Raw genomic sequence first — 13,395 nt, forward strand, 5'->3', positions numbered from 1 at the left:
AAAGACGAATAAAAAAACTTCGAGAAATAGCCTGACGGATATCAAAAAAATTTGGACTGGGGATAAGGCTGGAGATAAGATAGAATGACGGACAAAAACAGAAATCGGAACGAAAAAGAAGGCAAGGAAAATCGGGAAATTCAGACAAAAGAAATTCAGACAAAAGAAATTCAGACAAAAGAAATTCAGACAAAAGAAAGCAGGAAAAAAAATAAGTCTGAAAGCCTGGGAGTTTCTACTCTTGCCGTGCATGCAGGCGCAAAACCCGATCCGGTTACAGGAGCAAGGTCGGTTCCGATTTATCAGACCGCAGCGTATGTATTTAAGGATGCTGAGGAAGCTGCCGATCTTTTTGGGCTCAGGAAAGAAGGCAATATTTATACCCGCCTTATGAACCCCACAACCGATGTCTTTGAGAAAAGAATAGCTGCCCTTGAAGGAGGCATAGGTGCCCTTGCAGTAGCCTCAGGAATGGCTGCAATTACAACCGCACTTCTCACTTTCACAAAGCCCGGAGATGAGATTATTTCAGGGGACAAGCTTTACGGAGGAACCTACGAGCTTTTCAATTATACTTTCCCAAAGCTCGGAAGAAACGTAAAATTTGTAGACGTCGGGAAGCCTGAAGAATTCAAAAATGCAATCTCGGAAAAAACAAAAGCCATCTATGTGGAATCAATAGGAAATCCCGGGCTTGATATCCCTGATTTTGAGAAACTCGCAGAAATCGCTCATGGCGCAGGAATTCCACTTGTTGTAGACAATACTGTTTCTCCTTTGATCTTACGGCCAATTGATCATGGGGTAGATATAGTCGTATATTCAGCAACAAAATTCATAGGAGGTCACGGGACTTCTATAGGAGGGGTAATTGTTGACTCAGGAAACTTTGACTGGAAACCTGAAAAATTCCCTGAGATTTGCGAACCTGATCCCGGGTACCACGGCCTGAAGTATAAGGAAGCCTTTGGAAAGGCTTCCTTTATCGCAAAAGCAAGGGTGCAGTTTGTCAGAGACACTGGAGCATGCATTTCTCCTTTTAATTCATTCCTCTTTACCCTGGGGCTTGAAACTCTGCCTCTCAGAATGAAAAAACACTGTGATAACGCCCTGGAGATTGCAAAATTCCTGGAAAAGCATCCTAAGGTTTCCTGGGTTTCGTATCCTGGGCTTGAATCCCATTGCAGCCATGAACTTGCAAAGAAATACCTTAAATCAGGTTTCGGCGCACTAATAGGCTTTGGGATCAAGGGTGGAGCCATAGAATGTAAAAAGTTTATTGAAGGGCTTGAGATCTTTTCCCACCTTGCAAATATCGGAGATGCAAAAAGTCTTGTAATTCATCCGGCTTCAACCACCCATGAACAACTATCAAAGGAAGAGCAGGCAGCCTGTGGAGTAACTGAGGACTTTATCAGGCTTTCCATAGGAATTGAGGATGCAAAGGACCTTATTTCCGATATTGATCAGGCACTCTCCGAGGTATGAGTATGGAAATCTCGACCCAGGTTCCTTCCTTTAAAAACCTTTTTTCGGGAAAAAAAGGCCAGAATCTTGGGATAGTCCGTTCAATGAACTATGAAATTCCTGGAATTTTCAGGCTCGAGAGTGGAAAGACTCTTTCCCATGTCAGGATAGAGTACGAGATGTACGGGAAGATGAACGCGGATAAGAGCAATGTTATCCTAGTCTGCCATGCCCTTACAGGCGATGCTCATGCTGCCGGATTTCATGCAGGGGACAAAAAGCCGGGCTGGTGGAACATTGTAATTGGCCCGAATAAGGCATTTGATACGGAAAGATATTGCATTGTCTGTTCAAACATTATTGGAGGCTGTAAAGGTTCTACAGGTCCTTCTTCTATTAACCCAGAAACAGGAAAACCCTACGGTATTTCTTTTCCTGTACTTACTATCGTGGATATGGTAAATGCCCAGAAAAAGCTTGTCGAGCACCTGGGAATAAAACAGCTTTTTGCAGTTACAGGTGGCTCAATGGGCGGAATGCAGGTGCTTCAATGGACGGTCAGTTATCCTGAAATGGTTAAAAAAGCAATTGCAATCGCAACAACTGCGTCCACAACCCCTCAGCAAATCGCATTTGGAGCAATTGGTAGAAAAGCAATAACAGATGATCCAAAGTGGAATGGAGGTAACTATTACGGAAAGAAAACTCCTGCACAGGGCCTGGCGCTTGCCCGCATGATAGGCCATATTACATACTTAAGCGATGCTTCGATGCAAAAGAAGTTTGGGAGAGCTCAGCAGGAGAAAGCAGGCCCGAATCTACCGAAAACTTCTTCAGAAGCCGCTCCGGAAATCTCTTCAGAAGTCTCTCCAGAAGTCTCTCCAGAAGTCTCTTCAGAAACCTTTTCTGACCATTCCTCGAATTTCCAGGTTGAAAGCTACCTGAATCACCAGGGAGATACTTTTACAAAGCGTTTTGATGCCAACTCATATCTTTATATCACAAAAGCCGTGGATTTCTTTGACCTTTCAAAAAATGGGTCTCTAATAGAAGGTCTTTCAGGAGTTACTGCAAAATACCTTGTGATTTCCATAACCTCGGACTGGCTCTATCCTCCATATCAATCTCAGGAAATCGTATCTGCACTTACTGCAAACGGGGTTGATGCCAAATACGAGGAAATCAGGTCTCAGTATGGGCATGATGCTTTTTTGCTTGAAGAAGGGCAGCTCAATTACCTTATAAGGGGCTTTCTTTCACAGATTCTTGTAAGTGACATCATGTACCGGAACTTCTATTCGGTTTCTAGAAACGAAACGATTGAAAACGCTTCAACCCTTATGGTAAAAAAGAAAGTGAACCATCTGCCTGTAATCTCAGAGGACGAAAAGCTTGAAGGCATAGTCACTTCCTGGGATATTACAAAAGCCGTTGCCTGCAAAATCACCGAGCTGAATGAGATCATTACCCGCGACGTGAAATACGTATTCTCAGGTGATAAAATCGAGACTGCATCCTCAATAATGGAAGATTACTCGATTTCCGCGCTTCCTGTAATCGATTCTGAAAACCGAGTTATAGGTATGGTTACGAGTGAAAGCATAAGCGCGCTTATTGGAAAGTTCAGTTAATTCAGAAAAGTTCAGTTAATTCAGAAAAGTTCAGTTAATTTTGAAGAATCTGATGATTCAAAATCCAAATTCTTTTGTCCAGCACACCACATTCAGCTTGAAAAGAAGAACTCTGTCTTTTCGGCTCTGTAAGTTATTTTTTAAATTAGTTTTCGTAAGTTCTATTTTGCAAGTTGGTTTTTGTAAGTTATATTTTGTAAATTAGTTTTACTGAAAAACTTTGAAGGTAGAGGATAAAGTTCCTCAATTTTAAGTTTAGTTTTTTATGACTAATCAAAATTTGTGGTTGGCTGGACAACCATTGAAATTTGGCATTTTTCTATTATTTGACATTTTTCTATTTTTACTAAATTATGGAAAGTATACATTACATTCTTGAGAGCGATACCATTAAGTATATGGAAAGCTTACTTTCCATAAATGGAAAGCTTACTTTCCATTAAGGGAGATCCCAGTTTGAAAAATAGGCTGGAAATATTACGAAAACAAAAAGGAATCAAGCAGGAAGAACTCGCTGAAGCGCTGGAAGTTTCCAGGCAAACAATAGGTTCTCTAGAAAATGGAAGATATAACCCGTCTATCATTTTAGCCTTTAAACTTGCCAGATATTTCAACACTACAATTGAAGAAATCTTCATTTATGAGGAGGAAAAAAATGATAAAAATTAACAGTCAAGTTAAAAATTATATATTAGTTGGGATAAGTGCAGGAATTATTATAGGATGTTTATTTGCTATAAAATTATATGGCAGGGATATTAGGGTTATTATTCCACTTGTAATAGCATTACTGATATTCGGACATTCAGTTGACAACATTTTAAAGATTTTCGCAATTAAAGACTCCACAAAAGCGGAGAAACAACTCAAAATTGAAATGAAAGACGAAAGAAATACCCTCATCAGGGAAAAAGCCGGGTCCAAAACAAATGAATATATGCTATATCTAAATACTGTTATAGTATTTATATTGGGTTTCATGGGCGCAGAATTCTGGATGCTTTGTCTTTTCGGTTTTTTAATCCTGGCACAGGGAGTTTTATCCATATTTTTATATAATTACTATGATAACCGATATTGAGACCTCAAATTTATCATTCCAGTCCAGCGCAAATTCTAGGTTGTAACCTGTACTTTAGGCTGAATAAAAAATGATATATTCAGATACGCTGCAAAAACGAAATTAAAAATGCAATAGTTTTATATAACAAATTTCTTGACAGCTTTTCGAAAACTGAGAAAAATATTGTATTAGGTTTGGTACTGCAAAGCTGATGAGCTTTTTTGTCAGATTTAATCCACTATACTCATAGTCGAATTTTCCTGTTTTTATAATCTTTTTGAACCTTTACTTTCTATATTTTTACGGCCTTTCTTTTTTAGATATCTTACTTAAGGCTATTACGAGTGTTAAGACGAATATCATAGCAAGGAATATTATGTTTAAGGGGCTGGTTAAATCAGAATAGTTATTGACAAAACCAGCAGTGAGAACATCAGTATTCCCAAGACGTAGTCCATAGTAAGCTCCTTCTAAAATTAATGCTATAAGTGGTACTAAAATGGCTATTAAAAAACTGCGTATTATAGTGTCAAACTTCATTCTTGATCAGATTTATAACTGCACATTGGAATATAAATACGTTTATTTCAGCCGAGGATTATGTAGTATATCAAGGCAGGTCATTTTCAAAATCATAGACAAAAAGACGACGATCACGAATTGATGATTAGAAATAGTGGTCAGGATTAGTAAAACAAAGATTAAACTTCGCTTCTATTTTGTTATACACTTTGTAGTAAATATATATAAATTCGTATTAAAAAGCTAAAATTAAATAAGTAAAGATATATCTGGCTGTTCAAGCTAAAATTAGTGTGTAATTAGTGTGTAATTAGTGAAATTTGTTATTTCAGAGCATCCTACAGAGTCAATTTATATGGATTAAATCGTCAATAATTGTATCAATAATTTAAAAATTATTAGTATCTTCTTCAAATTGAGTGGAAATATCTCAATTTCAATTTTCACTCAATGAACTTTTTATATACTCTTTTTATATAATCTTTTTTATATACTCTTTTTTTATACTCTTTTTTATATACTCTTTTTTATATACTCTTTTTTATATAATCTTTTTTTATATACTCTTCAACTTGTCTGGGTAAATGTAAATTTCATGTATTAACTAATAATTTAAGAATTTAACCAAGTTTGAAAAACAACCTCAAGCGATGCATTTAACTTTATAACTGTGTAGTATATTGTTGCACCTTTTTCTAGTTGGAAAATTCTCCATTGAATTTGAAGAGGATACAAAAATATGATGGATCTGTTTTATCCCAAAATTATTTCGCCTTTTTGATTTTTTTATTGCATTATCTATCTATTAGGTGACCCACCATTTTAATTCAACGTCGAATTTGTTTCTTTTACATGGTTCCTTTTATATGATTATTCCAAAGTACCAAAATGGAATTGGAGTTTACCAGTGTTTAACTTTTTGCATCGCCTGTTGTTGCATCGTGTATTGAACTTTCAAATGGTTTTGAATCTGCGAAATCATTTCAGGATACAACAGTTTTGATTACTTTAGGTTATTTTAAGCTATTTTAAGTTATTTTATATTATTTTAAGTTATTTTAGGTTATTTTAAGATATTTTAGGTTATTTCAGGTTATTTTATTATTTTAGGTTATTTCAGGTTATTTTATTATTTTAGATTATTTTACGTCTCTCGATTCCTGTTTGGATATCTGTCAATTTACTCCTGTTCAAAGAAATGTCCATTTATTCCATTCCTGTCCACCACTTTTCACAGGATAAGATCTGAAAAAGATCATATCCTGAAAATACACCCAGAAGATGGCGAAAGAATTAACAGATTAATCCACAATTTTTTTGCTCAGGATATACAGGATCATATCCGAATTCAATTTACTTTCCCTAGAAAGCTTTTCAGCAATAACTTCATTGGTAAAGCGATCGGCTTTTAATTCCTGTATTTTCTCCAGAACATTCTGAGAGACATTATAATATTCGTTTATGTCTTTTCTGTGTCCCCATACATCGCCTTCCAGAAGATTTATCTTCTGCATCTCCAGGAACATTTCAATTGACTTGGAAACCGTCCTTCTGTAAGATTTAGGAAGCTGTATAGCTTCAATTTTCGGACATGTTTCCGCAAGCATGAATACATCCTTGTTAGACGGTCTGAAAGCAAGATGGATAACCTTTTCGTTCGGGTTCAGGGTAGGAATTTCCTCCCGTGAACTAACTACTCTTATTTTCATACTATCCCCACTCCTTATTTAATATTAGATTTTCATTTATTTAAAAATCAAATTTTGTTTACGCATTTACATTTTAAATACATATCGATTAGCCAATATATTATTTAGAAGGTTTATACCCAAAACGAGTTCTAATAGCATCAGCATGTGCCTGTAGACCCTCTTCCTCGGCTAATGCGATTACAGTTTCTTTCAGACTTTCAAGCCCACTCTTGCTGATTCTCTGAATACTTGAGTATTTAATAAAATGGTTTATATTCAGACCAGAATAAACTCTGGCATATCCAGATGTAGGAAGTACGTGATTTGTCCCTGAGGCATAATCCCCAACAGGGACAGGAGAATAGTTTCCTATAAAAATCGATCCTGCATTTTTAATCCTATCAAGTACGAAATCCGGGTCCGATACCATAATCTCAAGGTGTTCGGGAGCAAATTTATTGCTAAAGCCAATACACTGTTCCAGGGAATCTGCAATAAGAATTGCGGCATTTTCAAGAGAAGCCTTTATAATACTGCTTCTTGCAGCCTGTTCCGCCTGAACCAGAACCTCTCTTTTTACAGCTTCTGCCAGCGTATCCGAACCTGTGACGAGTATTGAAACTGAATTTGGATCGTGTTCGGACTGTGCAAGAATATCCGAGGCGACCATGACGGCATCTGCGGACTCATCTGCAATAATGAGCACCTCGCTTGGGCCAGCCGGAAAATCAATTTCTGCAACATCCCTGATCTGCATTTTGGCAGCTGTGACAAAAACATTTCCAGGTCCTACGATTTTATCCACCTTAGGAACCGTTTCAGTCCCATAAGCCATTGCTCCTATAGCCTGCACGCCTCCTAGCTTGAACACTTTATCCGCTCCCGCAACCTTTGCAGCGGCAAGCGTAAGCGGGTGTACGGAGCCGTCCTGTCTTGGAGGTGTACAGACTATAACCTGCTCCACACCTGCAACCCTGGCAGGAATTACAGTCATGAGTACGGTTGAAGGATAGGATGCCCGCCCTCCAGGAGCATATGCACCCACACTTTCCAGAGGCGTTGCTTTTTGACCCAGCACGATCCCTGGTTTGAGTTCCATAAACCAGGTAGCTTTCGGGAGCTGAGCTTCATGGAAAGCCCGTATGTTTGCAGCTGCAGACTTAAGGTGATCCAGAAGTTCGGGACTTATGCCGGAAAGAGCCTGTTGAAATTCCTCCTTACTTACCTCAAAGTTTGCAAGTTCTACTTTATCGAATTTAGCCGTATATTCCCTGAGCGCGGAATCTCCTCTGGTACGCACATCGGAAAGCACGGTTGAAACGGTTTTCGCTACATCCTCAAGCCCGGAACCCCGGGAGACTAATTTTTGCATTTCAGCTTCCGAAACATCAGACAACTTTTTGAATAACATCATGACCATCTCTGAAAGAACCTGACAGAACCTGATACAGGTTGAAATCTGAAATTTGATATAAATTGACTACTCAAATCCGATATAAACTGACTACTCAAATCCAATATTAACTGATTATTCAAATCCAATATTAACTGATTATTCAAATCCAATTAAACTGACTCTATTACAAATTAGTAATCGGTAATCTGAGAACCGAATAAGAAGATAATTGGTTAACTTGATAATCCGATTCAATTAAATCCCTGCTCTCATTTAATATTTTATCCCTTACTGAGCCCATTAATAGAGATAAACCGTAAAGAATATCTGATTTGTAAAATTAAAATAAATAAAGCAGGTAAAATCAATAATCACTAATTGTTTTTTGCCCTGAATACGGACTTTTCTCAGGAGGCTTAGACTCAATAATTCCAGAAAATGCTCCTTTGCTCCTGATCTGCTTGAAAATCCGGTCTGCAATTTTTGGCCCAAGAAGAGCAGCAACTTTCTCAGGATCAACTCCTGCAAGCTCTGCTGAGGATTTGAAGCCTGCCTCATAGAGTTTCCTTGCTCTCACGCGCCCTATACCTCTGATATTGAGCAGATCCATAAGTTCAGGGGCTGCTCCGTAATGTATCCTCTTTTCAAGTTCTGCGGCTTCTTTTGCACCTTTGAGGTCAAGGAGCCCGGCAAGTTGAGAGGTGACGTGCATTATCCATTCTGCAATATCCGCAATTGAATGAATGTCACCTTCCCCGGTGCCAAACTTTAAGCAAATTTCGTTTTCAGATTTTTCATGGACCCAGTCAAGCAGAAGGAGGGAAGTCTTGACTTCCCCAAGGAACCATTCATATTCCGTAGTATCGAAGGGACTGGGCACCTTTACAAACTCGCTCACATGAGCCATTACATAATCATTGATACCCTGATAATCATGGCTCCGCATGTAAAGCAGGCGCATGTCAGGTGTGCTGCACACCAGATGCAGCAGAGTAAGCTCACTCAGGCTCTTTGTCTCTTTCAGGCCCCTTGCAATCCTGGTGGCTGACAGGGGGTCGATATAGAGTCTTGAAACAAGCTTTCCGAAGCTTGTAGGAATAAGGTCATCGTCTTTCTCAAGCATCCCTTCCTGACGCAAAAAGTTAAGGCATTCTTTTACAACCGTAGAAAGCCCGAAGTTCGAGTACTGAAAAGCGAAAAATGTTGCTTCAAGAAAATCCATGAGTTCATCATATGTCCGCGCAAAACCGTTAGAGATCGTAGAGAGCACATGGGTCCTGAGAGCATTTTCGGTTCCGAGCTTGGACCAGATATCTTCGGCGTTGGCTTCGATATAGTTTTCAAAAAGGAAAACAAACTCCTTATATGATTTTGCAACAAGTACAGCTTCTCCGTATGGGTCAAGCCTTGGCCTGCCTGCCCTGCCTGCCATCTGTTTGTACTCGAGCACAGGAATAGGCTGCATTCCGTCTTCAGAGGAATAGCGTCGATAATTTCGGATAATTACACGCCGTGCAGGCAGGTTAAGCCCGGCTGCAAGGGTAGGCGTGCTCGAAATCAACTTTATCTTTCCAGCCCTGAAACCGTCCTCCACAAGTTCTCTTAAAGGCGTGGTAAGACCTGCATGGTGAAAAGCCGTGCCTGAACGAATACAAGCTGCAAGGTTCGTTGAAGTATCGGTTTCACTGTTTTCAAGGATCTCGTCTGCAATTCCTGCAAGTACATTTCTGTCTTCGGCTGAGAGTATCTTTTTAACAGTTGAAGCTGCTTTTTTTGCAAAAGCCATGCAGTTTTTTCTGCTGCTTTCGAAAACCAGGCATTGTCCGCCTTTTTTGAGGGTATCCAGCGCAAGGTTTACAGCATTGTCTTTTGTGGGCTGCTCAACAGCTTTTTCCCTATCTTTGCAATAGAAGGTCCCATTAAAGAATACTCCTTCAAGAAGCTCAGTAGGCCTCCATTCACTTACTACAAGCTCGGCTTCCAGCCAGGCTGCGAGTTCGTCGGCATTCCCGACAGTTGCAGATAATGCAAGGATCTGGCAGGAAGGGTTCATTTTCCGAAGCTTTGCAAGGGTAACCTCAAGCGTTGGGCCCCTGTCCGGCGAGTCTATCAGATGCACCTCGTCTGCCACAACAACCGAAATTTCCTGCATCCAGACGGTCTCGTTTCTGAGCAGAGAATCGGTTTTCTCGGAGGTTGCAACAATAATGTCGTTTACTCCGAGTCCCTCGTCCCGCAGGTCATAGTCCCCTGTAGAGATCCCTACCCTTATTCCAAGTTCTGAAAACTCCCGAAAACGCCTGAATTTCTCGGAAGCAAGAGCTCTAAGAGGCACGATATAGAGTGCTTTTCCTCCTGCAAGGATGGATTTCAACATTGCAAGCTCGGCAAGGAGAGTCTTCCCTGAAGCTGTAGGGATTGCAGCAAGCAGGTTTCTTCCTTTAAGCAGCCCTTTTTCCACGGCTTCGGCCTGAGGGGGATAAAGTTCCATAATTCCGGAATCGAGATAAAACTGCTTTACTTCATCGGGCAGATCAAGACTTTCTATCTTCATTGAAAATCAGACACTCACACATTGGATAAAAACTATTTTGGAATTGCACGCCAGTATCGAAAAATCTTATCTTCAAAATCTGAGCCCTCTGTTAAGGGAATCCGGATTCATTGAGATTTTTTGAACGTGATCTAGACTTCACTTACTGGACATCACTTGCTGAACATCACTTACTGGACATCACTTACTGGACATCACTTACTGGACATCACTTACTAGATATCACTTACTGATATCATTTAGAGATACAGAATTTAATCACCTGCTGAGTAATAGTAATTTCCGCTCTCTTTTTGCTCCCGATCAAGCCTTGAGCCCAGATTATTCACACGTGGACGCCTTGTTTCCTCATCCCTACGGAAAGTTATACCCAGGTTTTTCAGGAATCTGTTCATACCGTCTTCCATGCTGAACGGGCCATGCGCTTCACCGTATACTGAAGGCTTGCCTTCAAAAACAACGAGTCTCTGGCTTAGCATATCTATCATGTAGATATCGTGGTCTACGACAAGGGCTGTCTTATTGTTGTTTTCGGCAAAGCGGTTGAGGACTTTTGTGACCATGGAACGCTGTTCCACGTCCAGATGGGCACTTGGTTCGTCCAGGATATAGAGGTCGGCTTCCTGAGAAAGGCAGGCTGCAATCGCAACTCTTTGCAGTTCTCCACCACTAAGGTCTGTAAGCATGTTGTCATATATCTTATCAAGCTGGAGTGGGTTTGAAATCTCTACCTCGTAGTAGCTGGTTCCAAAATGCTTTGAGATCCCGCGCAGGAAGTCCTGTACGCGCACAGGGATGTCGGCTTTAATATACTGAGGCTTGTAAGAAATCTTGACATCTATGCCTGGATCACCCTCTTCAGGTTTGATTTCTCCTGCAAGTACTTTTACGAAGGTTGACTTTCCTATCCCGTTAGGGCCCACTATCCCTAGCACCTCGCCTTCTCGAAGACTGCCGCCTGTGGCTTTCAGGGAAAAGCCGTCTCCAAATTTCTTTGAAAAACCATTAAAGGTAACCATAGACCTTAACTGGTAGTCTTCTCTTGGAGGATGGACTTCAAACTTGATGGCCTCAGGCCGGATCCTTATATTTTCTTCAGGGAGATAGCCTTTGAGGTACTGGTTAATTCCCACACGTACACTCTTCGGAAGAGTAACCACACCGAAACCTGCAGGCTCTCCGTAGGCAATGTGAATGACGTCTGCGAGCATGTCCAGAAGTGCAAGGTCATGCTCTACTACGAGCACAGTCCTGTCCTTTGAGATATCCTGGATCAGGCGGGCGACGTTAATCCTCTGGTAGATATCAAGGTAGGGGCTAATTTCATCAAAGAAGTAGAACTGAGCATCCTTTGCCGCACATGCTGCTATTGCTACACGCTGCAGCTCTCCACCACTCAATTCCGAGATTTTCCTGTCAACTATGTTTTTTAAATCGAGATAGTCGATAAGCTCATCAAGGACTCCTCTTTCATCGGTATTTTCAAGCAGTTCGGAGGTTTTTCCTTTGAAAGCTTTAGGAATGAGGTCCACGTACTGGGGTTTTTGGGAAACCCGAACTTTACCATCCACGACATCTTTAAAGTAATCGTAAAGTGCAGTTCCGGCATAGTGTTCAAGAACAGTATCCCAATCGCCTTTTTCCTGTCCGAAATTAGGGACCAAAGTTCCTGAAAGGATCTGGACGGACGTACTTTTTCCTATCCCGTTAGGGCCGAGAATCCCTGTTACTTTTCCTACCCTGGGTACAGGCAATCCGAAGAGAGCAAAACCATTTACTCCGTACCTATGAGTAGGCTCCGTCAGAGTTTCAGGAAGCCCTATGATCATAATGGCTTTAAAAGGGCATTTGTGGACGCAAATTCCGCAACCTACACATAATTCTTCGGAAATTACGGGCTTTCCGTCTTCTTCAAAAACAATCGTCTCATCCCCTGTTCGAACTCTAGGACAGTATTTCTCGCACTCCTTACTACACTGTCTGGGCTGACACTTATCTTTATTAAGTATAGCTATTCTCATAATAGTCCCCGAAAATTGCGTTTTTCGTTAATTTGTTAAATAGTATTAGATTAAGCACCTGATGATTTCAAGCGTGACCAGAGCTTAGCAATGTAAATTTTTGCTATAGCAAAGAAGTAACCAGAGCTTAACAGCGTAAATACTTGCTATAGCAAAGAATGATTCTCACAGCAAAGCAGTATGATAATGCAATGTCTGGTATGTTGAAAGTATATTTTACATATAAAGTATTATTTGAGAAAATATTGCACGTATAAAGCAATTACTTGAGAAGATATTACATGTATAAATAGCAATTACTTAAAAGGAAATAAAAAGAAATAAATACCTTAGAAAACAGGCTGTTGATTTAAACTCAGCATTTTTCTTATTTTGTCTCCTTTTTGTTTTAACTATTACTTTTGTTTTAACTATTATTTTTGTTTTAACTATTATTTTTGTTTTAACTATTATTTTTGTTTTAACTACCATTTTTGTTCTAACTATCATAAATCTATCTCAAACACTCAAAAATACCTAAATCCTCAGCTTTCTTTCCACATCATATCGAAGTTGCATCTCTTTTTTCCTGATAAGCATACTTGAGACCCTGACACCTGAAATACGACTGGTCTTTCATATAGGCGGCTGGGTCTTTCATATAGTAATAGAAACATCGTCAGTGAGCTTGATCTCTTCACCCATATAAAATTCCTCGGTATCTTCACAGACACATACAAAATCAATATCATTGAGAAGACTTGTAGTGTTGGAAATGCCTTGATAGAGTGAACATTCACTAGAGAGTGCGCTTCTAATGGATACAGCAATATTTCTTAGTGCTCCTACAACCTCAGAGAGTTGTGGTTAGACCCTTAAAACATGCATCTGAACTGTCAAGGACATTCCATACCCTATCAAGGACCAGGGCGTTGCCCCTATTATGTTTCCATCAGCCTGCGCCAGCATCACATCTAATAAATTCGAGATTGGTGCCTGCTCCATCAGCTACTTTTAGTATTGCATCAACCAGTTACGGACTTATGCTATCACCGTTTATAACCACTGCTT

10 protein-coding genes are annotated in these 13,395 nt (G+C 40.0%); 4 read left to right on the forward strand and 6 right to left on the reverse strand.

Features of this window, described 5'->3' with window-relative positions:
* Positions 1–84 precede the first annotated feature (84 nt).
* The 4 genes from MSBRM_RS06735 to MSBRM_RS06750 all read left to right on the forward strand — a co-directional run bounded on the left by MSBRM_RS06735 (position 85) and on the right by MSBRM_RS06750 (position 4,179).
* Entirely contained in the window at positions 85–1,488 is a 1,404-nt protein-coding gene (locus MSBRM_RS06735) for an O-acetylhomoserine aminocarboxypropyltransferase/cysteine synthase family protein (protein ID WP_230629218.1), read from the forward strand.
* A gap of 2 nt (positions 1,489–1,490) precedes the next feature.
* A complete protein-coding gene (metX, locus tag MSBRM_RS06740; RefSeq protein ID WP_048118612.1) occupies positions 1,491–3,098 on the forward strand; it encodes a homoserine O-acetyltransferase MetX in 1,608 nt (535 codons plus the stop codon).
* 456 nt (positions 3,099–3,554) lie between these two features.
* Positions 3,555–3,767, forward strand: coding sequence for a helix-turn-helix transcriptional regulator (locus tag MSBRM_RS06745; protein ID WP_048106925.1), 213 nt, complete (start codon positions 3,555–3,557; stop codon positions 3,765–3,767).
* Positions 3,754–4,179 (forward strand): hypothetical protein, encoded by a 426-nt coding sequence (locus tag MSBRM_RS06750; RefSeq protein WP_048118609.1) that lies wholly within the window; start codon positions 3,754–3,756, stop codon positions 4,177–4,179. The genes MSBRM_RS06745 and MSBRM_RS06750 overlap by 14 nt, the downstream gene beginning before the upstream one ends.
* Positions 4,180–5,984: 1,805 nt before the next feature.
* Here MSBRM_RS06750 and MSBRM_RS06755 read toward each other — a convergent pair.
* From MSBRM_RS06755 to MSBRM_RS20170, 6 genes are all read right to left on the reverse strand, one after another.
* Positions 5,985–6,392: a DUF1699 family protein gene (locus tag MSBRM_RS06755; RefSeq protein WP_048118606.1), complete on the reverse strand. Its 408-nt coding sequence runs from the start codon at positions 6,390–6,392 to the stop codon at positions 5,985–5,987.
* A 100-nt stretch (positions 6,393–6,492) separates the two neighbouring features.
* Positions 6,493–7,794: a histidinol dehydrogenase gene (gene hisD, locus MSBRM_RS06760; protein ID WP_048118604.1), complete on the reverse strand. Its 1,302-nt coding sequence runs from the start codon at positions 7,792–7,794 to the stop codon at positions 6,493–6,495.
* Between the two features lie 340 nt (positions 7,795–8,134).
* Complete coding sequence (locus MSBRM_RS06765) at positions 8,135–10,324, reverse strand: ATP-dependent DNA helicase (protein ID WP_048155131.1); 2,190 nt, start codon at positions 10,322–10,324, stop codon at positions 8,135–8,137.
* A gap of 254 nt (positions 10,325–10,578) precedes the next feature.
* A complete protein-coding gene (locus MSBRM_RS06770; protein WP_048118599.1) occupies positions 10,579–12,345 on the reverse strand; it encodes a ribosome biogenesis/translation initiation ATPase RLI in 1,767 nt (588 codons plus the stop codon).
* A gap of 300 nt (positions 12,346–12,645) precedes the next feature.
* The gene (locus tag MSBRM_RS06775) at positions 12,646–12,834 is read right to left on the reverse strand and encodes a hypothetical protein (protein ID WP_048118596.1); all 189 of its coding nucleotides are present in this window, start codon (positions 12,832–12,834) and stop codon (positions 12,646–12,648) included.
* A gap of 357 nt (positions 12,835–13,191) precedes the next feature.
* On the reverse strand, positions 13,192–13,329 hold the full coding sequence (locus MSBRM_RS20170) for a hypothetical protein (protein WP_155396469.1): 138 nt from the start codon (positions 13,327–13,329) through the stop codon (positions 13,192–13,194).
* Between the last annotated feature and the right edge of the window lie 66 nt (positions 13,330–13,395).

Source organism: Methanosarcina barkeri MS, assembly GCF_000970025.1.
Lineage (GTDB): Archaea > Halobacteriota > Methanosarcinia > Methanosarcinales > Methanosarcinaceae > Methanosarcina > Methanosarcina barkeri.

Excerpts from the sequence above, each read along its gene's own strand:
- MSBRM_RS06735 (WP_230629218.1), top strand. The coding sequence starts at position 85 with ATGACGGACAAAAACAGAAATCGGAACGAAAAAGAAGGCAAGGAAAAT.
- metX (WP_048118612.1), top strand. The coding sequence starts at position 1,491 with ATGGAAATCTCGACCCAGGTTCCTTCCTTTAAAAACCTTTTTTCGGGA.
- MSBRM_RS06750 (WP_048118609.1), top strand. The coding sequence starts at position 3,754 with ATGATAAAAATTAACAGTCAAGTTAAAAATTATATATTAGTTGGGATA.
- MSBRM_RS06755 (WP_048118606.1), bottom strand. The coding sequence starts at position 6,392 with ATGAAAATAAGAGTAGTTAGTTCACGGGAGGAAATTCCTACCCTGAAC.
- hisD (WP_048118604.1), bottom strand. The coding sequence starts at position 7,794 with ATGGTCATGATGTTATTCAAAAAGTTGTCTGATGTTTCGGAAGCTGAA.
- MSBRM_RS06765 (WP_048155131.1), bottom strand. The coding sequence starts at position 10,324 with ATGAAGATAGAAAGTCTTGATCTGCCCGATGAAGTAAAGCAGTTTTAT.
- MSBRM_RS06770 (WP_048118599.1), bottom strand. The coding sequence starts at position 12,345 with ATGAGAATAGCTATACTTAATAAAGATAAGTGTCAGCCCAGACAGTGT.
- MSBRM_RS06775 (WP_048118596.1), bottom strand. The coding sequence starts at position 12,834 with ATGATAGTTAGAACAAAAATGGTAGTTAAAACAAAAATAATAGTTAAA.
- MSBRM_RS20170 (WP_155396469.1), bottom strand. The coding sequence starts at position 13,329 with ATGGAGCAGGCACCAATCTCGAATTTATTAGATGTGATGCTGGCGCAG.